We start from the raw sequence: 25,354 nt of genomic DNA on the forward strand, positions 1-25,354 counted from the left end.
AAGTTCATCCTGGCTGGTGATGTTCAAGCGACGCGTAAGGTCGCCCTCACCCGCTGCAATGTCGTCGAGGTTGGCTTTCATCAGGGTCAACGGACGCAAAATGGTATTGGCCAGCAGCATCCCTGCCGCCGCGATCACCAACAGCACCACCACCGCGACGCCGACGATGCTCAGCACCACGCCTTGCATACGTTCCTGCACCTGCGCTTCGACCAGTGCCACTTGCGCTTCGATGCCGTCGAGGTTGACCGACGTACCGACGGCCATGTCCCACTTCGCCAGGTATTCGGTGTAACCGAGCTTTGGCACCAGCACGTTGGCGTTGCCCGGCAGTGGCGAGCTGTATTGCAGATAGTGGGTGCCGTCCTTCGCTACTTTCACCAACCCGAGATTGACGTAAACGCCATTCGGGTCGCGGTTGTCCTTGAAGCTTTTGCCCACGCCTTCGGGGTCGTTGGCTTTGAACAGGCGCACGGTCTCGGAGTCGTAGCCGAAGAAGTAGCCGTCCTTGCCGTAGCGAATGCCCGAGAGCAGTTTGATCGCCTGCGCCCGCGCCTCAACGTCACCCGGCGCGGCCGCGTCGTACAGCGGTTTGATCGTGGTCATGGCCACGGCGACGTAGCTTTGCAGAGTGGCTTTGGCATCGCCGAGCAGGCGCTCGCGGGTCTGTTCGACCTCTTTGTGCGCCTGTTCCTGGAGGATGAACAGCGTGGTCAGGCTGATGACCAGGGCAAAGAGCAACACCGGGAGAACGGCGAGGGAGAGGACTTTAGCCTTGAGGCTCAGGCGCATTGTGGGGGCTCACTCTTTTGGTTTTATTGGCGTGGTTAAAGGCTTTAACGGCACGCGCAAGCAAAAGTTGAGCTTCGGTATGAGGATCGTTCCCACGCTCTGCGTGGGAATGCAGCCCCGGACGCTCCGCGTCCAACAACGTGACGCAGAGCGTCACAAGAGGCATTCCCACGCAGAGCGTGGGAACGATCACCGGAGAGGGTTCAGAGGACCATCGCGGCCACCCAGCCGAACGCCAGCAACGGCAGGTTGTAGTGCAGGAACGTTGGCACGACGGTGTCCCAGATGTGGTGATGCTGGCCGTCGATGTTCAGGCCGGAGGTCGGGCCGAGGGTCGAATCCGACGCTGGCGAACCGGCGTCGCCCAAAGCACCGGCGGTGCCGACGATGCAGACAATGGCGATCGGGCTGAAGCCCAGTTGCACGCACAGCGGTACGAAAATCGCCGCCAGAATCGGCACTGTGGAAAACGACGAACCGATGCCCATGGTCACCAGCAACCCGACCAGCAGCATCAATAGTGCACCGATGCCCTTGCTGTGATTGATCCACGATGCCGAGGATTCAACCAGCGTCTGCACTTCGCCAGTGGCCTTCATCACCTCGGCAAACCCGGAGGCGGCGATCATGATGAAGCCGATCATCGCCATCATCTTCATGCCCTCGGTGAAGAGGTCATCGGTCTCGCGCCATTTCACAATGCCCGACACCGAGAAGATCAGGAAACCGACCAGCGCCCCGATAATCATCGAGTCCAGCAGCAGTTGCACGATGAACGCAGCAGCAATCGCCACACCGGCAATCATCAGGCTCAGCGGGTTGTACTGCACCGCCACTTGCTCGACCTGCTCGATCTTCGCCAGGTCGTATACGCGCCGCTTGCGATAGGTGATGAACGCCATCGCCAGGCCGAAGACCATGCCCAGCGCCGGAATGCCCATGGCGTGGGTGACATTGATACCGCTGATGTCGACACCGCTACGGGCAACGTTGGCCAGCAGGATTTCATTGAGGAAGATGTTGCCGAAGCCCACTGGCAGGAACATGTACGGCGTGATCAAACCGAATGTCATGACACAGGCGATCAAGCGGCGGTCGAGTTGCAGCTTGGTCAGCACATAGAGCAGCGGCGGCACCAAGAGCGGAATGAACGCAATGTGGATCGGCAGAATGTTCTGCGAGGCAATCGCCACTACCCACAACAGGCCAATCAGCAGCCATTTGACGCTGCCACCGCCGGTCGAGTGCTGGCGATCGACCATTGCCAGCGCCTTATCGGCCAGCGCATGAGCCAGGCCGGACTTGGCAATCGCCACGGCGAAAGCGCCGAGCAAGGCGTAGGACAACGCCACGGTCGCGCCGCCGCCCAGGCCGCTGTTGAACGCCTTGAGCGTGGCGTCGATGCCCAGACCACCGGTCAGGCCGCCGACCAGCGCGCCGACGATCAAGGCGATCACTACGTGCACGCGGGACAGGCTGAGGATCAGCATGATGCCGACTGCCGCTATGACTGCGTTCATTTCACTTCCTCGAAAAACACTGCGATGGAAAACACATCGCCAGACAGGATGAGTCCGCCAACGGAATACCGGCGGATTTGCAAAGAGGGTCTTATTAGAAGGGCGCGCACTGTGCCGCAGCGAACTTCCCTTGTCAAAGCCAACACCGCCTCCAGTGATCGTTCCCATGCTCTGCGTGGGAACGCCTCACTGGACGCTCTGCGTCCGCTTTGGGACGCGGCGCGTCCCGGGCTGCATTCCTTTGCTGCGCGTGGGAACGATCAAGAACAGGGTTTCCAGCCTCCGCATGCGGCAATTGGTCATATTGTGTTTCAAGGATAAAGAAAGCCGAAACGCGGCCGTTACAGTGCAAAGTCTCAGATATTTATCGAATAAGGACGTCTCCATGTCGCTCAGACAACTTTCCATCCAATGGAAAATCACCCTGCTCGCCGGCCTGTGCCTGGCCGGTATCGTGACTCTGTTGGTCGGTCTTTCGCTGTATCGCATGGAGCACAGTTCTGAACTGGTGAAAGCTTCGAGCATGGAAATGCTCACCGAGTCGGCGCAAGCGCGCATCGAATCGCAAGGGGAAGTGCAGGCGGCCGGCATTCGCCAGCAGTTCATGGACGCCTATCAATACGGCCACGGTTTCTCGCGCCAGGTTTTGTTCCTGCGCGAACAGGCCGAGAAGCGTTTCCTCGATGCCTTCGACCTGCGTGAAGACATGACCCGTCAGGTCAAATCCGCGCTGCAAGCCAACCCGGACCTGCTCGGCCTGTCGCTGGTATTCGAAGCCAACGCGCTGGACGGCAAGGACGAACTGTTTGCCGGTCAGGCTGAACTCGGCAGCAACGACAAGGGCCGTTTCGCCCTGTACTGGTCGCAACCGACCCCGGGCAAAGTCACCTCGATGGCCCTGCCGGAAAGCGACATGGCCGACACCAGCACCGGCCCCAGCGGTCAAGCGGCCAACGCCTGGTTCACCTGCCCGCGCGCCACACTCAAGCCGTGTGTAATTGAACCGTACTTCTACGTGATCGACGGGCAAAACGTGCTGATGACCAGCATCGTCTTCCCGCTGATGGTCAACGGCAAAGTCATCGCCTCGCTGTCGGTCGACATTAACCTCAACAGCCTGCAAGCGATCAGTCAGGCCGCGAGCAAAAAGCTCTATGACGGCCAGACCGCCGTGAGCATTATCAGCCCCGCCGGCCTCCTCGCCGGTTACAGCCGGGATGCCGGCAAACTCAGCCAGCGTCTGGATGCCGTCGACAAGATCAGCGGCGCCGAACTGCTGAGCAAACTGGCTTCCAGCACCAGCGTCAGCAGCCTGCACAGCAACGGCCAGTTGAAAGTGCTGTCGCCGTTCCAGCCGATTCCCGGCGGCCCTTCGTGGGGCGTGCTGCTGGATGTACCGGAAAAAGTTCTGGTCAGCCGCGCCGAAGCGCTCAAGCAACAGCTGGACGCGAGCAATAATTCCGGCACGTTGATCGAACTGAGCCTCGGCGTGCTGGCCGCGTTGGTCGGCCTGCTGCTGGTGTGGCTGATGGCGCGCAGCGTGACCAAGCCGATCCTCGGCGTGGCGCACATGCTGGAAGACATCGCCAGCGGCGAAGGCGATCTGACCCGCCGTCTGGCCTACGACAAAAAGGACGAACTCGGACAACTGGCCGGTTGGTTCAACAAGTTCCTCGACAAGTTGCAGCCGATCATTGCCGAGGTGAAACGCTCGGTGCAGGACGCGCGCAACACCGCCGACCAGTCCTCGGCCATCGCCACTCAGACTAGTGCTGGCATGGAACAGCAATACCGTCAGGTCGATCAGGTCGCCACCGCGTCCCACGAGATGAGCGCCACTGCACAAGACGTCGCCCGTAGCGCGGCACAAGCTGCCGAGGCGGCCAAGGATGCTGATCGCGCTACCCGTCAGGGCCTGACCGTGATCGATCGCACCACGGCGAGCATCGACACCCTCGCTGCCGACATGAGTGCGGCGATGGTGCAAGTCGAAGGGCTGGCGGCCAATAGCGAGAAGATCGGCGCGGTGCTGGAAACCATTCGCGCCATCGCCGAGCAGACCAACCTGCTCGCGCTCAACGCCGCGATCGAAGCGGCGCGTGCTGGTGAAGCCGGACGTGGTTTTGCCGTGGTCGCCGATGAAGTCCGCAACCTCGCCCGCCGCACGCAAGAGTCGGTGGAAGAAACCCGTCAGGTGATCGAGCAACTGCAAACCGGCACGCAGGATGTAGTCGGTTCGATGGGCAACAGCCACCGTCAGGCTCAGGGCAGTGTCGAACAAGTCGGCCAGGCGGTGACTGCGCTGCGTCAGATCGGCGATGCGGTGACGGTGATCAGCGACATGAACCTGCAGATCGCCAGCGCCGCTGAAGAGCAAAGTGCGGTGGCGGAAGAGATCAATAACAACGTGGCGACGATCCGCGATGTGACAGAGTCGTTGTCCGGGCAGGCGAATGAGTCGGCGCGGGTGAGCCAGTCGCTCAATAGCCTGGCGAATCAGCAGCAGAGTTTGATGGATCAGTTTCGCGTTTGATTCGCAGGTTGTGGGGTGTCAGTGGGATTCCCCCCTCACCCCAGCCCTCTCCCCCCAAGGGGGGCGAGGGGGAAAGGGAGCCGATCTTCATGTCATTCAAAACCTGAGTTCGACCCGATATCTCCGGTCCCGGGAAGGCTTTCAAAACCTGAGTTCGACCCGATATCTCCGGTCCCGGGAAGGCTTTCGGAACCTGAGTTCGGCTCGGTATCTCACGTCGGTGTACCTCGAACAAACACCTCGGTCAGTCCCCTCTCCCTCTGGGAGAGGGTTAGGGTGAGGGGCTTTTAGAGGCTCACCGCCGAGGCAACTCGATCACCACTTTCAACCCGCCCCACTCACTCTCGCCCAACACCAGCAACCCGCCCCACGTATCGACGATGTCGCGCACAATCCCCAGCCCCAACCCATGCCCGTGGGTCTGCTCATCCAGCCGCGTACCGCGACTGAATACCTGAGCGCGCTGTTCCTCGGGAATCCCCGGGCCGTCATCTTCCACGCTCAGGGCGAATCCATCCGTACGTTCAATCACACTCAGACGCACCTCGGCGTCCGCCCACTTGCAGGCGTTATCCAGAAGATTCCCCAACAGTTCGAGCAAATCCTCGCGATCCCACGGCAGTTGCAACCCCGCTGGCGCGACATAACTCAGCGCCAAATGCTCGCCATGAATCATATTCAACGTCGCCAACAACCCCGGCAGCTCCGCATCGCAATCAAACAGCGCCCCCGGCAGTGCATCACCGGACAGCCGCGCACGGTTCAACTCGCGATTGAGCCGTTGCTGCACCTGCTCCAGCTGTTCCTTGAGCACCTTGCGCAACTCGGGATGCGCATCGAGTTTTTCACTGGCGGCCAGGCTCAACAACACCGCCAAAGGCGTTTTCAATGCATGCCCGAGATTGCCCAAGGCATTGCGTGAACGCTTGAGGCTGTCTTCAGTGTGCGCGAGCAAATGGTTGATCTGCGCCACCAGCGGTTCCAGTTCCACCGGCACCTGATCATCGAGTTGCGAACGCTGGCCCTGCTGCAATTGCGCGATCTGCTCACGAGCCCTTTCCAGCGGTTTCAGCGCGCGGCGCACGGTCAATCGCTGCAAGAACAGAATCAGTAACAATGCCGCCAGACCGAGGCCGAGGCCGATCTGGCGCATGCGCTGAAAGCTCTCGCGCACGGGGGTGTAATCCTGCGCGACGCTGATCGAAATCGATTGGCCCAGGCGCCGATAATCTGAGCGCAGCACCAGCAACTGCTGACCGTCCGGCCCCAGTTGCAGATTGCTGTGCAACCCGGGATGGTCGAGCAGCGGCAGGTCCTGATCCCACAACGAGCGTGAACGCCAGTGGCTGTCGGCAAAATCGATACGGAAGTAGTGCCCGGAAAACGGCCGCTGGTAGGCCGGGGACAGATGTCTTTCATCCAGTTGCAGCCCTTGTGGGCCACGGACCAGCGCCACCAATAGGCTCTCGCTGTCGTTGCGCAGGCCGGCTTCGAGGTAGCGCTGCAAACCCACTTCGAACAACCACAGACTGGTTTGCGCCACCACCACACCGACGACCACCATCACGCTGATCAAACCCAGGCTCAAGCGGCGCTGGATCGACCTCACGAAGCCTGCCCGCCGAACAGGTAACCCTGGCCGCGACGGGTTTCTATCACGCTTTTGCCGAGCTTGCGCCGCAGGTGATTGACGTGCACTTCGAGGACGTTGGAATCGCGCTCGGTTTCACCGTCGTAGAGGTGTTCGGCGAGATGGCTTTTGGAGAGAATCTGCTCCGGGTGCAGCATGAAATAACGCAGCAGACGGAACTCGGCGGCAGTCAGTTGAATAACGGCGCCGTCGCGCACCACGCATTGCCGACCCTCGTCCAGATGCAGACCGGCCGCCTGCAATGTCGGCTGATTGGCCTGGCCTTTGGAGCGGCGCAGCAGCGATTGAATGCGCAACTGCAGCTCTTCGGGGTGGAACGGTTTGGTCAGGTAATCATCGGCGCCGGCCTTCAGACCTTCGATGCGCTCGGCCCAGGAATCACGCGCGGTGAGAATCAATACCGGAATCGCCAGACCGCCGGCGCGCCACTGCGCCAACACCTCAAGCCCCGGCACACCCGGCAGGCCGAGGTCGAGAATGATCAGGTCATAGGGCTCGCTACTGCCCTGATACAACGCATCACGACCGTCCGCCAGCCAATCGACCGCGTAACCTTGTCGTTGCAGGCTGGCGAGCAATTCGTCGGCCAGCGGTACGTGGTCTTCCACCAAAAGCAAACGCATCGATCAATCTTCCTTGTCTTTCACAAGTTCGCCGGTATCGGCCTTCAAGTGCAGCTCACGGGCGACACCTTCGACGGTCAGCAACTCGACTTCATAAATATAGACGTCGTGTTTTTCTTCCAGCTCGACTTCCAGCAGTTTTGCGCCGGGATAGCGATCCAGCGCCTGCTGCAGCACTTGCTCCAGCGGCAGGATCACGCCCTTCTCACGCAGACTCAGGGCTTCGTCCTGATCGAGGTCACGCGCCATCGCGGCCGAGCAGAAAATCACCAGCGCCAATGCCGTACGGCTGGTGGCGCGAACATTAACCTTCATTACTTATCCTGATGATCCTTGAGAACCTGCCCAGTCACCGCGTCTAATTCCAGATCCCAATCGACGCCCTGCGGATCGCGCATTTCGATCTGGTAGCTGTACTTGCCGTACTCTTCTTCCAGCTCGGTTTCAGTGATCGTCGAACCCGGGTGTTTGGCCAACGCGGTGGCGTTGAGCTTCTCGAAGGAGACGATAGTACCAGCGTCGCGCAGACGCAGGGCTTCGTCAGGGCCGAGATCGCGGGCATGGGCAAGGCTGGCAGTGAAACCGATAATCGAGGCAATGGACAGGGCAGTCAGGGTTTTCATGGTGTCTCCATATTTTTATGTGTTGCATACGGTGGGCACCTTAGCGGGATGAACTTAACTGAAACTGAATTGCCATCATTGCTCCCGCTCAATACATATCCCCGCGTAGGAGCTGCCGAAGGCTGCTCCTACAGGATTTTGTAACATGTGCTTATAATTGTTCGCTTGCTAACGATCGAGACCGGTATGACCGCCATCCACATCAAATTCCCCGCCCTCACCCTCAAAGCCGGCCCACGCGCCATGGCGCGCATTCGTGCCCAAGGCTTGAATGCCGCCGACGTCGGCACCCTGCCCGGCGCTGCCGGTGGGCCGAAGGCGTTGGGGATTCAGGGGCTGGATCTGGCGCTGTTCGGTGAATGGCTGCCCAGCGCGCCGCGCGAGCGTTCGCTGATCGGCGCCTCGGTCGGTTCCTGGCGCTTCGCCAGTGCCTGCCTGCCGGACGCCGCCGAAGGCCTCCGGCGTCTCGGCCATCTGTACGCCGAGCAGAACTTCAACAAAGGCGTGACCATGGCCGAGATCAGTCAGAGCTCGCAGCGCATGCTCCATGACCTGCTCGACGGCCGCGACGCGAGCATCCTCGACAACGCGCATTACCGCCTGAACATCATGGTGGTGAAAAGTCAGGGGCGCCTGGCTGATGACCATCGCGGTCGCCTGGGTCTGGCGCTGGGTTCGGTGATCGCCGACAACTTGCGCGGCCGCGCGCGCCTGTCGCGACACTTCGAACGCTTGATCATCCACGACCCACGCCTGGCCCCGCCGGTGAATGCGCTGAACGACTTCCCGTCGCGCTTCGTCGCCCTGAATGCCAGCAACCTGCGTCAGGCCTTGCTCGCCTCGGGTTCGATCCCGATGGTCATGGAAGGTGTACGGGATTTGCCGGGCGCCGGTGCTGGCACTTTCCGCGATGGTGGTCTGCTCGATTATCACCTCGACCTGCCCTACAGCGGTGACGGCATCGTGCTCTATCCGCACTTCACCGACCGGGTCATTCCGGGCTGGTTCGACAAGACCCTGCCGTGGCGCAAGGGCTCGGTGGAGCGCTTGCAGGACGTGCTGCTGCTCGCGCCGTCGAAGGAATATCTGGCGCGCCTGCCCTACGGCAAATTGCCTGACCGCAACGACTTCAAGCGCTTTATGGGCGATGCAGCGAGCCGGCAGAAATACTGGCACGCAGCGATGGACGAGAGCCGCCGCTTGGGCGATGAATTTCTTGAACTGACTGCCAATGGTCGCCTCGCCGAGCGCTTGCTGACCCTTTAGTCAGCACGGTCAAACACAAGCTGATAAACTCGCCGCCTGCCCGAATCGCTGCGGCGAACGCCATCTGAACAGAGCCGAAAATACTGTGGAAATCTTCAAGGAATTTACTTTCGAATCCGCCCACCGCCTGCCGCACGTCCCGGACGGCCACAAGTGCGGGCGTCTGCACGGTCACTCGTTCAAAGTGGCGCTTCACCTCAGCGGCGACCTCGATCCGCACACCGGCTGGATCCGCGACTTCTCTGAAATCAAGGCGATCTTCAAGCCGCTGTACGAGCGTCTCGATCACAACTACCTGAACGACATTCCCGGTCTGGAAAACCCGACCAGCGAAGTACTGGCCAAATTCATCTGGAATGAAATGAAGCCGTTGCTGCCGGAACTGAGCGCGATCCGTATTCACGAGACCTGCACCAGCGGTTGCATCTATCGCGGTGAGTAACTTCTGAAACCCAGATACTCCTGTGGGAGCGAGCCTGCTTGCGAAAGCGGTGTGTCAGCCGACATTGATATCGACTGACACACCGCTTTCGCGAGCAGCTCGCTCCCACAAGGAAACAGTGATTTGCCAGAGAACAGCCTTCACGGCTGTTTTTTTACGCCTATGCTTTTTGGCTCCCACCCGCCAAGAGGACAGGCCCATGACAGACTGGCTGCTGGATCAGGTCTTTGACTTCAACGGCCGACAGGTCCGCTATGCCGTGCGCGGCGATGGCCCGCCGCTGGTGTTCGTGCATGGCACGCCGTTTTCGTCATACGTGTGGCATCGGATCGCACCGCACTTTTTCGCCACGCATCGGGTGCATTACTTCGATCTGCTGGGCTACGGGCGCTCCGAGCAACCGGACGCCGATGTCTCCCTCGGTGTGCAAAATCACCTGCTGACGCAACTGCTCGATCACTGGAATCTGCAACGCCCTGACGTCGTCGCCCACGACTTCGGCGGCGCCACCGTGCTGCGCGCACATCTGCTCAACGGCAGGGATTACCGCAGCCTGACCCTGATTGATCCGGTCGCGCTGACACCATGGGGTTCGCCATTCGTGCAGCATGTGCGTCAGCATGAAGCGGCGTTTAGTGGCATCCCCGACTACATTCAGCGCGCCATCGTGCCGACCTATATTCGCGGGGCGATTCACCGGGATATCCCCGACGACGAACTCGCACCCTATGTGCAGCCGTGGCTTGGCGATCCGGGGCAAGCGGCGTTCTATCGGCAGATTGCGCAGATGGATGAGCGCTATACCCGAGAAGCAGAAAGCCTGTATCCAACGATCCGCTGCCCGGTACAGATTCTCTGGGGCGAGCAGGATCAGTGGATTCCCATCGAGCGTGGCCGCGCGTTACATCAAATGATCCCGGGGTCACGATTCCACCCGATTGCCAACGCCGGACACCTCGTCCAGGAAGACGCCCCCGAAGCCATCGTCGCCGCCCTGCTGCGCTTCCTCTGACCTTGATCGTTCCCACGCTCTGCGTGGGAATGCCTCAACGGACGCTCCGCGTTCGGCTTTGAAGTGGGGCGCGGAGCGTCCCGGGCAGCATTCCCACGCAGAGCTTGGGAACGATCAAAAACAAGATCAAAAGATCGCAGCCTTCGGCAGCTCCTACATTGGGGCTCCGGTGTATTCAGGTGCACTGTTTTCGCGCTTGCCGACGCGACTCGTCTATACATAACCCGCGCCATCCGGCATTTGGCACGACCACTGCAACCCTCCCCCGCGTCTCCTCCACTCCAGCAAGGACCGCCCCATGACGCAGAACGATCCCGGCAACGATTACCCCCTCAGCGAAGTCCCCATGCATGCACGCAAAGGCCTGGCCTCGACGGCGATGGTGCTGCTCGGTTTCACATTTTTCACCGCGACCATGTTTGCCGGCGGTAAGCTCGGCGTGGCGTTCAGTTTCGCCGAGATGATGGCGGTGATCGTCGTCGGCAATTTGTTACTCGGTTTGTATGCGGCGGGCCTGGGTTACATCGCCTTCAAAAGCGGCCTCAACTCAGTGCTGATGGGGCGCTTCTGCTTCGGCGAAGTCGGCAGCAAGCTCAGCGACCTGATCCTCGGTTTCACTCAGATCGGCTGGTACGCCTGGGGCACGGCGACCGCTGCAGTGGTGCTCGGTAAATATTTCGATCTCGACGAAGGCACGGTGCTCGGCTTGATGGTGCTGTTCGGTCTGCTGTTCTGCGCCACCGCCTACGTCGGTTATCGCGGACTGGAGATTCTGTCGTACATCGCGGTGCCAGCGATGATGTTGCTGCTGATGCTGTCGATGTGGGTGGCGACGGTGAAAGTCGGCGGCTTCGAAGGCTTGCTCAGCGTGGTACCGAGCGGTTCGTTGGACTGGTCGACCGCGATCACCCTGGTGTTCGGCACCTTCGTCAGTGGCGCGACGCAAGCGACCAACTGGACACGTTTCTCGCGTTCGGCGCGGGTGGCGGTGCTGGCCAGCCTGATCGGTTTTTTCATCGGCAATGGCCTGATGGTGTTGATCGGCGCGTACGGCGCCATCGTCTATCAACAACCGGACGTGGTGGAAGTGCTGCTGTTGCAAGGTTTCGCCATGGCCGCGATGGCCATGCTGTTGCTGAACATCTGGAGCACTCAGGACAACACCATCTACAACTTCGCCGTCGCTGGTTGCAACCTGCTGCGCACCGGCCGACGCAAAACCGTGACCCTCGCCGGCGCAGTGATCGGCACCCTGCTCGCCTTGCTCGGTATGTACGACATGCTGGTGCCGTACCTGATTCTGCTCGGCACGGTGATTCCGCCGATCGGCGGAGTGATCATGGCGGACTTTTTCTACCGCTGGCGCGGGCACTATCCGCGTCTGGCCGACGCACGGTTGCCGGCGTTCAACTGGCCGGGCTCGGGGCCTATGCGGTCGGCACCGTCGCCGCGTTCAGCTCGCCGTGGGTCGCGCCGCTGGTAGGGATCGCTGCTGCCGCGCTAACGTATGTCATCGTTACCGGCGTGCTCGGCGCTCGCAGCGCGACCGCGCCACTACAAGACCTATAAAAAAGGATTCGCCTGATGCACATCATCAACGCCCGTTTGCGCAACCAGGAAGGTTTGCACGAATTGCACCTTGAAGACGGTCTGATCCGCAGCATCGCCCGCCAGACCGAGGCACCGACCCTCGGCCCGGATGACCTCGACGCCGGCGGCAATCTGGTGGTGCCGCCCTTTGTCGAACCGCACATTCACCTCGACGCCACCCTCACCGCCGGCGAGCCGCGCTGGAACATGAGCGGCACGCTGTTCGAAGGCATCGAATGCTGGGGCGAGCGCAAGGTCACCATCACCGAAGAAGACACCAAGACCCGCGCGAAAAAAACCATTCAAACGCTGGCCGCCCACGGCATCCAGCACGTGCGCACCCACGTCGATGTCACCGACCCGCAACTCACCGCACTTAAAGCCATGCTCGAAGTGCGCGAGGAAAGTCGCCACCTCATCGACCTGCAAATCGTCGCGTTCCCACAGGAAGGCATCGAGTCGTTCCGCAATGGCCGCGAGCTGATGGAAGAGTCGATTCGCATGGGCGCTGATGTGGTCGGCGGGATTCCGCATTTCGAATACACCCGCGATCAGGGCGTGAGTTCGGTGAAGTTCCTGATGGACCTGGCCGAGCGCACCGGTTGCCTGGTCGACGTGCATTGCGACGAGACCGACGACCCGCATTCGCGCTTCCTCGAAGTGCTCGCCGAAGAAGCGCGCAGCCGCGACATGGGCGCGCTGGTCACCGCTAGCCACACCACGGCGATGGGTTCCTACGACAACGCCTACTGCGCCAAACTGTTCCGTTTACTCGGCCACTCCGGGATCAGTTTTGTCTCCTGCCCGACCGAGAGCATTCACCTGCAAGGGCGCTTCGACAACTTTCCCAAACGCCGTGGCGTGACCCGCGTGAATGAGCTGCTCGAAGCCGGCATGAACGTGTGTTTCGGTCAGGATTCCATCGTCGACCCGTGGTATCCGCTGGGCAACGGCAACATTCTGCGAGTGCTTGAGGCGGGGCTGCATATTTGCCACATGCTCGGTTACCGCAACCTGCAAAGTGCGCTGGATCTGGTCACCGACAACAGTGCCAAAGCGATGCACCTGGGTGAGCGTTACGGCCTGGAACAGGGGCGTCCGGCGAATCTGCTGATTCTGTCGGCGGACAGCGATTACGAGGTAATTCGTAGTCAGGGGCTGCCGTTGTATTCGATTCGTGGCGGCAAGGTGTTGATGAAGCGGCAGATGCCGGTGGTGGAATTCAGTACCGCGCTGAGCTGAGACTTGTGTTGAGGCCGATGGCCCCATCGCTGGCAAGCCAGACTCCCACAGGGTTTGATGCTGAACACAAAACTGAGTACAGCCACTATCCACTGTAGGAGTGAGCCTGCTCGCGATAGCGGTGTATCAGGCGATATTATGTTGAATGTATTTCCGCTATCGCGAGCAGGCTCACTCCTACAGGGTTATGTGTTTGAACATACTATTTGTGTTCACCACAAAACCCTGTGGGAGTCTGGCTTGCCAGCGATGGCGGTTTTGAATTCAGCCCATCAGCCGCGCCGTACCAAACAATCTGACCCGCACTAATTCTCCGTCCGCCTCTTCCAGCAAAATCGGCGCCGTGCCACCGGGCATGACCACTTGCACTTCTCCCGCCGCGACCCAACCCACTCGCCACGCCGCGCAAGCCACCGCACTGGCGCTGGTCCCGGATGAAGCCGTCGGCCCTTCGCCACGCTCGAACACCCGGGCGAGGATTCGCTGCGGCGACTCCAGCACCGCCCATTGCAGATTGACGCCCGCCGGGCACGGATCACCGCCACCGGTGGGCATGGCGTAGGCGATTGCAGTCAACCCTTCGCTCAGGGGGGATTCACGCATCGGCTCGTTGCTCGGCAACGCCGCTTCGTCGGCGAGCAGGGTTACGCAATGCGGGTTGCCGATGCGCACGAACTGGCTGTGCGCCCACTCGCAATCAAGTTGTGCCAAGGGCGCGACGTGGCTCACGTCCCGACCGTTGAACTGAAGGCTCTCAACCACCTGCGCGCCCACGGCATCCGGCCCGAATCGCGGTTGGCCGAGATCAAGCCAGAAACCTTCAACGCCTTCGACTTCGGCCGGTTTCACCGAGGTCTCCACGGCGTCACCCTTGTCGTGATGCACGCGCACCAACGCACCCTCCTCCGGCATCAAGCCTTGCTCGGTCAGCGCTTGAGAGAAAATCGTCAGGCCGTTGCCACTGCGCTCGGCGAGGGTGCCGTCGGTGTTGACGATCAGCACGTCGAATGGCGGCGACGTCTGGAACGGTCCGATCAGCAGGCCGTCGCTGCGGTGGGATTTGCTGTTTGCCGGGCGCTGGCCTTCGGGCCAGTCACAGCAGAGTTTGATTGCTGCTTCGCTCCAGGACTGACGCGACGAGGCGCATTCGGTGGCGCCGGATGGCAAATCGATGCCCGCCTCGCGTAATTTGGTGGGCGAGATCACGCCATAGATATTGCCGCGTGCATCGTAGAATTGCGTCATCAGTGTTTGCCCCTGTCGCCGAAGAAGGCCACTGTAAAACGCAATCCCTTGTGGGAGCGAGCCTGCTCGCGAATGCAGTGTGTCAGTCGATATATTTTTCAGCTGACACTGCGCCTTCGCGAGCAGGCTCGCTCCCACAGGGGGATGTGCATGACCGCTTATTGGTGAGTCTCTGTTCCCACAGGGTAGGATGTTGTCTGTACTTCCCCGAATGGCCGGCGATCGAACCTCGTCGCTGAATCACTGTCCTTCGGGGACGCGAAGTTTTTTGCCAAGGATCGATATGACCAGCCTCAACCCCCAAGACACTTTCGTCCCCGGACGCCTGCAACAGATGTCCACGCGCATCGCCTTTTTCATCGCCGGACTCGGCATCGCCGCGTGGGCGCCGCTGGTGCCGTATGCCAAGGCGCGGGCCGGACTGGATGAAGGCACGCTGGGGTTATTGCTGTTGTGCCTGGGGGTCGGTTCGATTCTGGCGATGCCGCTAGCGGGGATTCTGGCCACACGGTTTGGCTGTCGGCGCGTCGCTACCGGCGGCACCTTGTTGATCTGCGCGGCGCTGCCGTTGCTGGCTACGGTGTCGTCGATACCGGCGTTGATCGCCACGCTGTTCATGTTCGGCGCCGGCCTCGGCACGGTGGATTCGACGGTAAACCTGCAAGCGGTGATCGTCGAGCGCGCCAGCGGCAAGAACATGATGTCGGGTTTCCACGGCTTGTTCAGTCTCGGCGGGATTGTCGGCGCGGCGGGTGTCAGTGCCTTGCTCGGCCTGGGTTTGACGCCACTGGCCGCCATGCTGGTGGTGGTTGTCATGCTGATCGCGGCATTGTTCAAATGCGTGCCGCACATGCTGCCCTACGGCAGTGAAAGCTCCGGACCGGCATTCGCCATCCCTCACGGCATCGTGCTGTTTATCGGCGGGATGTGCTTCATCGTGTTCCTGACTGAAGGCGCGGCGCTGGACTGGAGTGCGGTGTTTCTGGCGCAGGAACGCGGGATCGACACGGCGTACGCAGGGCTGGGTTATGCGGCGTTTGCATTGACCATGACCGCCGGACGTTTGCTGGGTGACCGGATTGTGCGGATGGTCGGTGCAACACGGATCATTTTGTTTGGTGGTCTGTTGGCAGCGGCCGGCCTGTTTCTGGCGACATTCGCGCCAAGCTGGGAAGCGGCGCTGGTCGGTTACGCGTTGGTCGGCGCTGGTTGCTCGAACATCGTGCCAGTGCTGTACACGGCAGTGGGCAAGCAAACGGTGATGCCGGAGAGCATCGCGGTGCCGGCCATTACCACGCTGGGTTATGCAGGGATTCTGGCCGGGCCGGCGGTGATCGGTTTTGTAGCGCATGCCAGCAGTTTGAGTTTTGCCTTTGGCTTGATGGCGGTGCTGTTGGTGGCAGTGGCCATCGGCGGCAAAGTCCTGAAAGTCTGAAGCAAAAGATCGCAGCCTGCGGCAGCTCCTACAGGAACGCATTCCAATGTAGGAGCTGCCGCAGGCTGCGATCTTTTGATCTTATGCTTTAGAAGCCGACACTGGCCTGCACAAAGAACGTGCGCGGCGCGCCGACATACATCCCCGAGTTGTTGTCGCTGGAGCGAGTGAAGTACTGCTTGTCGAAGATGTTCTTCACCCCGGCGCCCAGTTTCAAATTCGACACCTGCGGCCCGAAGTCATAACCCCCACGCACGTTCCAGGTCACGTAACCCGGGATGTCGCCATATTGCCCATCTGCCGTGCCATCGGTGATGTAGTTGCCGTTGAAACTGCCGTCGGCATTCACACCGGTACCCGGCGAGCGCTGTTTCGACTGAGCGAAACCGTCGATGTTGTAGGTCCAGCGGTTGATGTCGTAACGCAACCCGACGGTCGCCACCTGCCGCGAATAGAACGGCAGATCACGGCCCTTGAAGCCCGGAATCTCACCTTCGTAGGTCGCACGGGTGTAGGTGAAACCAGCGTTGGCGGTCAAACCGTCTAGACGTGGATCGAGCGCCGCCATGTCGTAATGCACCGACGCTTCAAGGCCCTGGTGCTTGGTCGCGCCGAGATTCGTCCAGCCGACATCGTTGCTGATGTATTGCAGCTCGTCATCGAAGTCGATGTAGAACAGCGTCACTTCCCCGCCCCACACATCGTCGTTGTAGCGCGTGCCGATTTCGTAGGTCTTGGCCTTTTCCGGCTCCAGACCGTTGGCGGTCTGATCCCCCGAACCACCCTGGCCGAGCTGGAAATACTGCAAGCTGCCGAACGAAGTTTCGTAGTTGGCGAACAGTTTCCAGGCGTCCGACAGGTGATACATCACGCTCAGCGCCGGCAACGGTTCGTTGCTCTCGATGCTGCGGTTTTTCGCCTGCACCGGTTTACCGGCCGTGTCGAGCACGGCGCGGTCATGCCAGTCGGTGCTGATGTGTTCGAAGCGAATGCCGGGAGTGATAGTCCAGTTGCCGACGTCGATCTTGTTGTCGAGGTAGACCGAGTTGGCCTCGGTGCCACCCGTGCGGTCCTGGAACACATGGCCGTCGGAGGTCGGCGTGAGCACCGGCTGGTTGTTGACCAGCGCCACGCGGCTCGACGATTCGTGCATCGCCTCTTTCAGGTAGCGATAACCGACACTGACTTCCTGAGTGGTCGGGCCGACATCGAATACCCGCGAGACTCGTGGCTCGATGCCGAGGGTGTAGTAGGAACGCGGGTAGGAGCTGAGGGTTTTCTGGTCGCGGGCGGCAATGGTGCTGCCACGGAAACTGTCGGTGTAATAGGTGAGAATTTCTGCTTGGGTGCGCTCGTCGATCTGACGGATCCACTTGAACGACACGTCTTTGCGCCGACCGGTGAATTGGTCGTAGTCACGCACCGAGTCGTACGGTTTGGCGTCGTACTGCTTCTGCGTCAGACCGCCGGGCATGTCGGCCGTGGCGTCGTAGTAGTGGAAGTTGAGGCTGAAATCGTCCTGATCGGTCGGCGCCCAGTGCGTCTTGAGCAACACGTCGTCGATGTCGTTGCCGTTGTTGCGCTCGCGGTAACCGTTACCGTTGACGCCGGAATACAGCAACGCCACGCCCATGCCATTGTCGGCGGTGCCGCCGAGGAACGCGGTGTCGATGTGTTTCCAGCCACCGTACTGGGTGGTTTCCAGGGTGGTGCCGATTTCACCGGTGGCTTTTTCCGGGATCGCCCGGGTGACGAAGTTGATCACGCCGCCGACGTTTTGCGGCCCATAACGCACCGAACCGGCGCCGCGTACCACGTCGATGCTGTCAAGATTGCCCGAGGAAATCGGCGCCATAGACAGTTGCGGCTGGCCGTATGGGGCAAACGCCGCCGGCACGCCATCGATCAGCACGGTGGAGCGCGGCGACAGACGCGAAGTCAGACCGCGCACGCCGACATTGAGGGAAATGTCACTGCCGCCGGTGCCGTTGGAGTCCTGCACCTGCACGCCCGGCACACGCTTGAGCACGTCACTGACGTTCATTGCGCCCTGTTCAACCATCGCTTCGCGGCGGATCACCGTGCGCGCGCCGGGGTGGTTCTGCACCACGGCGGCGTTGGCATCGCCTAGCCAGTCACCGACCACTTTGATGTCGGTCACGCCCAGTTCCAACGGGCCGTTGCTGGCGGTGGAGGTTGCGGCAGGCGACAGCGTCACCGAACCTTCGTTGATCTGATAATCCAGACCACTGCCCTGCAGCAATTGGCGCAGCGCCTGCTCCGGGGAGATATCACCATCGACCGCCGGGGCCTGTTTGCCGGCGACCAGATCCGGGCTGAAAAACACCTGCAGCGATGTCTGCTGGCCCAGTTCGCTCAGGGCCTGGCCCAGTGGCTGCGCACGGATATGAATGGCTTCACCGGCGAACGCCAGCGGCATGCCAGCGTTGACCGCCAGCGCAAGAGCCAGCGGCAGCCAAGGGGATTTTTTGTTGTTGGCAGGGGTGTTCTTCACGTCGTACGTAGTCCTGTGAATCGCAAGAGTGTGCGGCTGTTAATGCAAACCAGTTGCAGTTGTACAGGAAGACGCTGAACTCGAAAAAAACCTGAATTTTATTTTGAGATTATTTCCTGACTGCCATCGGCAAGGGTGCGAACGGCCACCGGCAGGATGCTCGGCAAGGCTTTGAGCAAGGCATCGGTGTTGTCGGATTTGAACACGCTGGTCAGACGCAGACTGGCCACTGCCGGGTTGGTCACGGTCAACGGCTTCTCACGATAGCGCGACACTTCGGCCGCGACTTCGCTGAGGCTGGCGTTGTTGAACACCAGTTTGCCGCTGCGCCATGCCGTCAGTTCTGCTGGATTGACCGAGTAGGCGGCGGCGACTTTACCGTGTGCATCGACAGAGGTGCCGAGGCCGGCGGTCAGGTTGATGAATTGATTGTCCGGCGCATCACGCCCCTGCACTTTCACTGTGCCCTGCTCAACCGCCACGCGGGTTTGCGTGACGTCGCGGCGCACATCGAAACGCGTGCCAGTGACCGTAACCTTGCCGCTGCCGGCCTCGACCACGAACGGTCGCGAGGTGTCGTGAGCGACGCTGAACATCGCCTCACCTTCACTTAACTCGATCAGCCGCCGATCCTGTTCAAAGCGCACCTGCAAGCGGCTGCGGCTGTTCAAATCGATCACCGAACCGTCCGGCAGTGCCACATGTTTGCGCTCGCCCAACGCCGTGGCGAACTCGGCGCTGTAGCCGCCCGGATGATTCAAGCCACTGAACAAGCCCAGCCCGAGCGCCACCGCCAGCACACTCGCAGCCACGGCATAACGCAACAACGGACGGCGTTGGCGACGGTTCGGCGGGGTTTCAGCGAGGGCTTTGAGGCGTGGCGCCGGGAGCAGATCGGCCGCCGACCACAAGCCCTGCAGCAACTGAAATTCGTCACGGTGCTGCGGATGTTCATTCAGCCAGGCGTCAAAGCGCTGCTGCTCGTCGGCACTGACGGCCGGCTCCTGCAAACGCACAAACCAGCGAGCCGCGTCATCGCGCACCGTTGTTTGCCCGCACGCGCAATCACGCGTCTCCATCATGGAATGTCCTGTTGGGCTGGGAATATAAAGACACACAGCCCCCTGTAGGAGCTGCCGAAGGCTGCGATCTTTTTGCCATGATGCACATTCACGATTGCAAACCGTCCAGTCGATCACGCAGATGGCGCAGGGTGCGGATCATATACTTTTCCACCATGTTCTTGGACAGCCCCAGGCGTTCGGCGATTTCCGCCTGAGTCAGGCCTTCGATCTTCTGCCAGACGAAAATTTTGCGGCAGTTGATCGGCAATTCAGCGAGCGCCCGTTCGATGGAATCGGCCAACTGAATCGCATGCATGTAATGCTCAGGGTCGCCGATTGACGACTCACTGTGATCGATGTCCTGCGACTCCATAGCGCCGCGCCGATCCTCACGCCGATAACCGTCGACCGCGATATTGCGCGCGGTCTGGTGCAAATACGCCCGTGGCTGCTGCACCGCTGCCGAATCGGACTCAAGCACCCGCACAAAGGTGTCGTGCGCCAGATCCTCGGCCTGCGCGCGATTGCGCAGGCGACGAGTCCAGGTGCCGATCAACTCTTCGTAGTGCTCGAAAAAGCCGGGTCTGCGGGGACGCATGGGGGTTTTGGCGGCGTGCTGAGGAAAGGGGCATGAATAGTAATGCTTCCTATTAAGGCGAAGCAATGGATTCCTCGACCGACCGTCCGGGTCACCTGTGCAGCTCAGCGTTTTATCGAAATCACCCCACTCATGTACTCATGCAGATCGCGCAGATCCTTAACGCTCCAGGCATGCGGCGGTATCTTTACGCCGTTCTCCTGCAACGTTTTCGGTATCAGGTTGCCGTTCGGGCGAAGGATGATCGACGACACAATCACGCCCGGGTATTCATTCAGGCGTTTTTTGAACGCGGAGGTTGTCAGGTCAGGTGTGGGCGGATTGCTTTTGTGCGCCAGCGGCCCGGTGCCCTTTATATCGGCGCCGTGGCACACAGCGCAGCGCTGCGAATAGAGATTTTTGCCATTGCTGTTATCCGCGAAGGACACGGATGTTTGAGTGATCAGCAAAGTCCCGAGTAAAACGGCGGATGCTATTTTCATTGTTTGCCTCCATGGCATTTAAGAGGCGCAAGATAGTCGAGTTTTAACGCCCGGCGCAAAACCAAAGTGGGAGCGAGTCTGCTCGCGAAGGCGGTACATAAGTCACTCATTGCATTGACTGGATGGACGCTTTCGCGAGCAGGCTCGCTCCCACAGGGTTTGGTGGTGGATGCGGGTTCAAGTGCATCCATCACTGGCCAGTGAGTCAGCCTTTTTCGTCGATCCCGGCTTGCAGGGTCTGGGTGTCCAGATGCCCGCTAAGGGTAACCGGGCCGACTTTCAGGTTGCCGTTTTCCAGGGAAACCTTCGGTGCGTTTTCCTCGGCTTTATGTGGCAGATCAAGGCCCGCTTTCACGCCGTAGTCACGGTTACTCAGATCCGTGCTGCTGACCTTCGAACCACCCAGATCGACCTTCCCTTGCGTCGCCGAAATCTGCGCGCCGGTCAGTTGCGTGGCGCCACCGACCGCGAGACTCACGCTTTGGTTGGCACTGATCCCGGAGGCCTGCGCCACGCCGTCCTTATGCGCATACTCGCCCTGCGCTTTCAATGTCGGCTTGTAATCGGTGCCGGCAAGTTTCTCCTTGTCGCTCGGCGGGTTTTTCTTCGCGGTCAGGCCCAGATCGACATCGACCTTGGCGTGGTTGCTCGAGTCTTGACGGCTCTCGACGGTCAAATCACCCGCGACCTTGCCGCTGACAGTTTTCGCGTCGATCCGCGCACCCGCCAGCTGTGCATCAGCGGCGCTGTTCAACACCACGCTGTCAGCCTTGATCTGGCTGTTCTGCTGGGTGCTGCCTTGCAAGTAATCCACACCGACTTTCGCCCCAGCATTGAAACCGTGATCGCTGCTGGCCTTCTCATCTGCGGCGGTCGGGGTTTTGCTGCTCAGGTTGCCGCCGGCGTTGAGCGCGACATTCCAGTTATTGCGGTGGTCGGTGGACTGCGCCGATTCCTGCACATAGCCGCCCTTCTGCGCGTCGATGCTGACGGTCGGTGCGCTGACTTGCGTGCCTTGCAGGTGAATCGAATCACCGCTCAAGACGATGCCGTTCTGGCTGTTGAGTTGGCCACCGGTGAGGGTCTGCGACTGCTCGTGGACCCGACCGATATTGAAATTGCCGCTCAGATTGCCGCCCTGATCACGACTCTTCTCGCTGCTGGTTTTGCTGCCGCCGCCCTTCAAACCACCGCCGAGATTACTGCCGCTGGCGGTGTGGGTGTCGGTGGCTGCTTGCAGATCAAGTTTGCCGTCGGCGTGCAGATCGATGGCGCCAGCGCTGTCGATTTTCGTGCCTTGCTGCAGCTGATTGCCGCCGCTGCTCAACTGCACCGGACCGTTGCCGCTGATGCTCGCAACGTGAGCCTGGGTATCAGTGCTTTGCTTGCCGGTGTGATCGAGCTGGAAACCGGCGCCGAGATCGACGTTGGTGCCATCGGTCTCCGGCAAAGTGCCGACCGTCAGCGAGCCAGTGCCGCGCAAGCTGCTGTCATTGTTGCTCTGGCGGTCGTTGGCCTGATTCAGCGCCAGATCACCGCCGGTGTTGATGCTCACACCGCCCTGCCCGCCATTGAAACGGCTGCCTTCGAACTGCGCATCGCCGCCGACCTTGATGTTCACACCCTGGCTGCCGGCGTAACCGCCAACCACCGCGCTGGAGTTGTCCTTGCTCGACGCACTGCTGCCACCCGCGCCACTGCCGGCGACATTCACGTCTTCACCGGTCTTGGTGTAGACGCGCACATCGACCTTGGCATCCACCGCGTTCGCGCTGCTGTTGTGCGTGTTGCTCGCAGCGTCGGCAAGCAGTTGGTCTGCGCTGATGTTCACTTGGCCGGCGCTGGCGTTGTACTGGGTGCCTTGGTCGTGCAGCGTGCCGGTGGTTTTCACATCGACAGTGCCGCCGTCAAAACGGCTGACCACAGCGTTGCTGCTCTGCTCGGTTTTGCTGGCGCTGCCGTGACCGACCGCAACGTCGATACCGACATTCGGCTGACCGAGATTGGCCAGTGCGTCCTTGTCCGGCACCTTGCCGTTGAGCACATCCTTGACCGCGCCGGCGATCGGCCGAGCAATGTCTTTGTATTCGACGTTGGCGCCGATGTCCGCCGACCAGTTGCTCTCGCTATGCGTGCTGCTGTCAGTGTTGCTGGCCGCACGGTTGTCGATCTCGTTGGCGGCGACGTTCAGACCGTTGCCGGCCTTGAGTTGTGCACCTTCGGTAGCGAGTTTGTCGGCATTGATCGTCAGGCCGCCGCTGCTCTGCACACTGGTGGATCGCGCGGTGGTTTTGCTGGTGGAATCCTGCGCCGTGCTGTGGGCGAAATCGACGCCGCTGCCAGCACGGTCGAGACCGCCGGTGTAGTAGAAACCACCGCCGGTGCTGGAGGTGTCGGTGGAGGTTTTATGACTGTCAGTTTCGGCCAGCAACGACACGTTTTTGCCGCTCAACGTCGTGTCGCCAGCGGTGGATTTCACCTCTGCGCCTTTGAGCGTAACGTCACCGCCCGCCTTCACCTGCACACTGCCACCGCTGAGGCTGGAGCCCTGCTGGGTGACGTCGTTGCGAGTAACCGTTTGCTGTTTGTCCTCGTAATGAATCCCGGCGCGATACTGCTCTGGCGTTTGCTCTTTGGCGTACGCATCGAAGCCACGGGTTTGCGTGGTGTCAGTGCTGTCGTGAGTGTTCTGTGCAGAGTGCACATTGACGTCGCCTGCCGCGTCGGCTGTCAGCGCACCGTCAGCCTTGACCGTCGAGCCAGCCACCTCGATGTCCTTGGCGCTCTTGAGCTCGAGGTTGCTGTCGGACACCAGTTCGCTGCGCACGGTGCTGCTGTCTTTACTGTTCTGCCGCGACTCGTCCTTAGTAATGCCGAAGAATTTGCTGTCCTTGTCGTGGTTGTTGCTGTGCGAGGTGTCCTGCACACCATCGATCACCAGCGAACCCTTGTCGCTAATCACGCTGGCGTCGGTGCGGCCACGCACCTGGCTGCCGCTGATGCGCACGTCGTCAGCCTTGACGATCAGTTTGCCGCTGGCGTTGATTTTGCTGCCCTGATGCTGGGTCTTGCCCTTGTCGGCATCGCCGGTCTTGCCGAAGAAACCACCGCCGACCAAATCACCCGAATAGCGATTGTCGCTGCTGCGATTAGTCCGTGTGGCGGTGGCGATTTCCACTTGTTGGCCGGCCAGTTGCAGGTCGCCGGCGCTGCTCAACTCAGCGCCTTCGGAGCGCAACAGCGCGGCGGTTTGCAGGGCGATATTGCCAGCCTTCAACTGGCTGGTGACGCTGCGCTGTTCTTCGCTGCTGCTGTTCCAGTCGGCTTTCCACAGATGTTTGCGGTGGTTGCCTTTATCGGTTTGCGTGTGGCTTTCAGTGGCGGCGGTCAGGCGCAAGTCGCCGCCGCTTCGTACATCGAGATTGTTCGCCGCTTCGACTTTGGCGGCTTTCAGTTCGGTGTCTTTGCCGGAGGCAAGTTTGGCGTCGCGGCTGGCAATGATCTGGCTGCCGTGCTGACGGGATTCGCTATCGGTCTGGGTACGGTCGTAGGTTTCCCAGGTGATGCCGATGGTGCTGTTGTTCCAATTTTCGCGCTTTTCCTGAAGCTTGCGGCTTTCGACCGTCGACAGGGTCAGGTTGCGTTTGGCATCGAGCGTGACGTCGCGGCCGCCAACATCGGTGGCAGCCAACGTCAGATCCTTGCCGCTGTGCAAGCCGACGTCGCCCTGACTACTGCGGATACCGGCGCGGGTCACGTCGAGGCTGTTGGCCACGGCTTCACCGCTGACACTCAAGTCACCGGCCGAACGAATCTGCACGCCGTCACGCCCGGCGACTTGCACCGCGCCCACCCGCACGCCTGCACCTTCGGCGGTGCTGACAATATTGATGCGACCGGCCTGCATCGCGCCGAACAGGCTGGCGTCGATGCGTTGATCGCCGGTGTTGCCCGCCGGATCAACAGTTTTCACCTGGCCGCTGGCGTAGTCGACCTGATTGCGCCCGACCGTGAGGTTCAACTGATCGCGTGCAGTGATCGCGCCCTGACTGTCGATACGCGGCGCGATCAGGTTGATCGAGCCCTCGCCGTTGCGCAGGCCACCGCCCTGAATCTGCAACTGACCGCTGGCATCGCGGCTGTTCAGACTTTGCAGTTTGCCGTCGTTCAATTCCGGGCGACCGACCACCAGACTGGCATTCGGCGTATTGATGAAACTACCGCCATTGACCGAGATGCCGTTAGGGTTGGCCAGCACATAATCGGCGGGCCGGCCGAAGATTTCCTGCGCGCCATTGATGGCGGAAGGATTGCGGCTGATCACTTCGTTGAGGATCACGCTCGCCGCCTGCCCTTGCAATTGCGGGTTAGCCGCCAGTTGCCCGGCTAGTTGCGATTGCCCGGCCTGCAAGGCGTTGTTCAGCACCAGGCCTTGGCGGTCGACGTTGTAGTCGAGGAACTGGTTGTGCGACAGGCCCGAACCGTTGGGCGCGACGATGTTGACGATGGGCACACCGCCCTGGGTCTGCAATTGCGCGGTGCCGCCGGGTCCCGGTGCGACCACGACACCGCCGGCGAGCGCGCTCGGCAGGTGCACGGCGAAGAACAGGCTGGCAATCGCCCAGCGCAATTTGCCCCGAGGCGAAAGATGAAAAGCAAAAGTGTGTGCTGGCATAAAAACGTCTCCATGTGAGTACGGCATCACGTTGCGCGTTTAGTCT

General features: G+C 60.8%; 17 protein-coding genes and 3 pseudogenes. 8 read left to right on the forward strand and 12 right to left on the reverse strand.

The features are described from left to right. Window positions 1-15: 15 nt before the first annotated feature. Window positions 16-792, reverse strand: a pseudogene (locus ACOYXH_RS15560) (cache domain-containing protein); the annotation flags it as partial. Between the two features lie 203 nt (window positions 793-995). Continuing rightward, on the reverse strand, window positions 996-2,312 hold the full coding sequence (locus tag ACOYXH_RS15565) for a Na+/H+ antiporter family protein (RefSeq protein WP_095050993.1): 1,317 nt from the start codon (window positions 2,310-2,312) through the stop codon (window positions 996-998). 1,528 nt (window positions 2,313-3,840) lie between these two features. Here ACOYXH_RS15565 and ACOYXH_RS15570 point away from each other — a divergent pair. Together ACOYXH_RS15570 and ACOYXH_RS15575 are read left to right on the forward strand one after the other, a co-directional pair. Beyond that, window positions 3,841-3,987: pseudogene (locus ACOYXH_RS15570) on the forward strand (HAMP domain-containing protein); the annotation flags it as partial. Between the two features lie 102 nt (window positions 3,988-4,089). Beyond that, window positions 4,090-4,845 (forward strand): methyl-accepting chemotaxis protein, encoded by a 756-nt coding sequence (locus ACOYXH_RS15575; RefSeq protein WP_371857720.1) that lies wholly within the window; start codon window positions 4,090-4,092, stop codon window positions 4,843-4,845. A 295-nt stretch (window positions 4,846-5,140) separates the two neighbouring features. Here the strand turns inward: ACOYXH_RS15575 and ACOYXH_RS15580 are convergent, their stop codons facing one another. The 4 genes from ACOYXH_RS15580 to ACOYXH_RS15595 are packed head-to-tail and all read right to left on the reverse strand — an operon-like array spanning window position 5,141 to window position 7,742. Next, window positions 5,141-6,454: a sensor histidine kinase gene (locus ACOYXH_RS15580; protein ID WP_220556547.1), complete on the reverse strand. Its 1,314-nt coding sequence runs from the start codon at window positions 6,452-6,454 to the stop codon at window positions 5,141-5,143. Next, window positions 6,451-7,119 (reverse strand): response regulator transcription factor, encoded by a 669-nt coding sequence (locus ACOYXH_RS15585; RefSeq protein WP_460409770.1) that lies wholly within the window; start codon window positions 7,117-7,119, stop codon window positions 6,451-6,453. Before ACOYXH_RS15585 ends, ACOYXH_RS15580 begins: the two co-directional genes overlap by 4 nt. Window positions 7,120-7,122: 3 nt before the next feature. Further along, the gene (locus ACOYXH_RS15590; protein WP_095050577.1) at window positions 7,123-7,434 is read right to left on the reverse strand and encodes a PepSY domain-containing protein; all 312 of its coding nucleotides are present in this window, start codon (window positions 7,432-7,434) and stop codon (window positions 7,123-7,125) included. After that, the gene (locus ACOYXH_RS15595; RefSeq protein ID WP_095050576.1) at window positions 7,434-7,742 is read right to left on the reverse strand and encodes a PepSY domain-containing protein; all 309 of its coding nucleotides are present in this window, start codon (window positions 7,740-7,742) and stop codon (window positions 7,434-7,436) included. The genes ACOYXH_RS15590 and ACOYXH_RS15595 overlap by 1 nt, the downstream gene beginning before the upstream one ends. Window positions 7,743-7,928: 186 nt before the next feature. On the opposite strand from ACOYXH_RS15595, the gene ACOYXH_RS15600 reads away from it, so the two are divergent. The 5 genes and pseudogenes from ACOYXH_RS15600 to codA all read left to right on the forward strand — a co-directional run bounded on the left by ACOYXH_RS15600 (window position 7,929) and on the right by codA (window position 13,294). Further along, window positions 7,929-9,008 (forward strand): patatin-like phospholipase family protein, encoded by a 1,080-nt coding sequence (locus ACOYXH_RS15600; RefSeq protein ID WP_460409771.1) that lies wholly within the window; start codon window positions 7,929-7,931, stop codon window positions 9,006-9,008. Between the two features lie 85 nt (window positions 9,009-9,093). Then, entirely contained in the window at window positions 9,094-9,450 is a 357-nt protein-coding gene (gene queD, locus ACOYXH_RS15605; RefSeq protein WP_007915588.1) for a 6-carboxytetrahydropterin synthase QueD, read from the forward strand. 199 nt (window positions 9,451-9,649) lie between these two features. Continuing rightward, window positions 9,650-10,462: an alpha/beta fold hydrolase gene (locus tag ACOYXH_RS15610; RefSeq protein WP_095050574.1), complete on the forward strand. Its 813-nt coding sequence runs from the start codon at window positions 9,650-9,652 to the stop codon at window positions 10,460-10,462. A 298-nt stretch (window positions 10,463-10,760) separates the two neighbouring features. After that, window positions 10,761-12,031, forward strand: a pseudogene (gene codB / locus ACOYXH_RS15615) (cytosine permease). Window positions 12,032-12,046: 15 nt separating this feature from the next. Continuing rightward, window positions 12,047-13,294, forward strand: a complete 1,248-nt coding sequence (gene codA / locus ACOYXH_RS15620; protein WP_460409773.1) for a cytosine deaminase — start codon at window positions 12,047-12,049, stop codon at window positions 13,292-13,294. Window positions 13,295-13,558: 264 nt separating this feature from the next. Here the strand turns inward: codA and ACOYXH_RS15625 are convergent, their stop codons facing one another. Beyond that, a complete protein-coding gene (locus tag ACOYXH_RS15625; RefSeq protein ID WP_460409774.1) occupies window positions 13,559-14,539 on the reverse strand; it encodes a diaminopimelate epimerase in 981 nt (326 codons plus the stop codon). 283 nt (window positions 14,540-14,822) lie between these two features. On the opposite strand from ACOYXH_RS15625, the gene ACOYXH_RS15630 reads away from it, so the two are divergent. Beyond that, complete coding sequence (locus ACOYXH_RS15630; protein WP_095050570.1) at window positions 14,823-15,974, forward strand: MFS transporter; 1,152 nt, start codon at window positions 14,823-14,825, stop codon at window positions 15,972-15,974. An 88-nt stretch (window positions 15,975-16,062) separates the two neighbouring features. Here ACOYXH_RS15630 and ACOYXH_RS15635 read toward each other — a convergent pair whose 3' ends face one another. The 5 genes from ACOYXH_RS15635 to ACOYXH_RS15655 form a co-directional block, all read right to left on the reverse strand. After that, on the reverse strand, window positions 16,063-18,489 hold the full coding sequence (locus ACOYXH_RS15635) for a TonB-dependent siderophore receptor (RefSeq protein ID WP_320413225.1): 2,427 nt from the start codon (window positions 18,487-18,489) through the stop codon (window positions 16,063-16,065). A 98-nt stretch (window positions 18,490-18,587) separates the two neighbouring features. Then, window positions 18,588-19,571, reverse strand: a complete 984-nt coding sequence (locus ACOYXH_RS15640; protein ID WP_460409775.1) for a FecR family protein — start codon at window positions 19,569-19,571, stop codon at window positions 18,588-18,590. Window positions 19,572-19,659: 88 nt separating this feature from the next. Further along, window positions 19,660-20,151 carry a sigma-70 family RNA polymerase sigma factor gene (locus tag ACOYXH_RS15645; protein WP_460409776.1) on the reverse strand — a complete coding sequence of 164 codons (492 nt, stop codon included), beginning with the start codon at window positions 20,149-20,151 and terminating at the stop codon, window positions 19,660-19,662. Window positions 20,152-20,255: 104 nt separating this feature from the next. Further along, a complete protein-coding gene (locus ACOYXH_RS15650; RefSeq protein WP_095124407.1) occupies window positions 20,256-20,633 on the reverse strand; it encodes a cytochrome c in 378 nt (125 codons plus the stop codon). 205 nt (window positions 20,634-20,838) lie between these two features. Continuing rightward, on the reverse strand, window positions 20,839-25,308 hold the full coding sequence (locus ACOYXH_RS15655) for a hemagglutinin repeat-containing protein (protein ID WP_460409777.1): 4,470 nt from the start codon (window positions 25,306-25,308) through the stop codon (window positions 20,839-20,841). Window positions 25,309-25,354 lie beyond the last annotated feature (46 nt).

The organism is Pseudomonas sp. Mb7 (assembly GCF_054790525.1).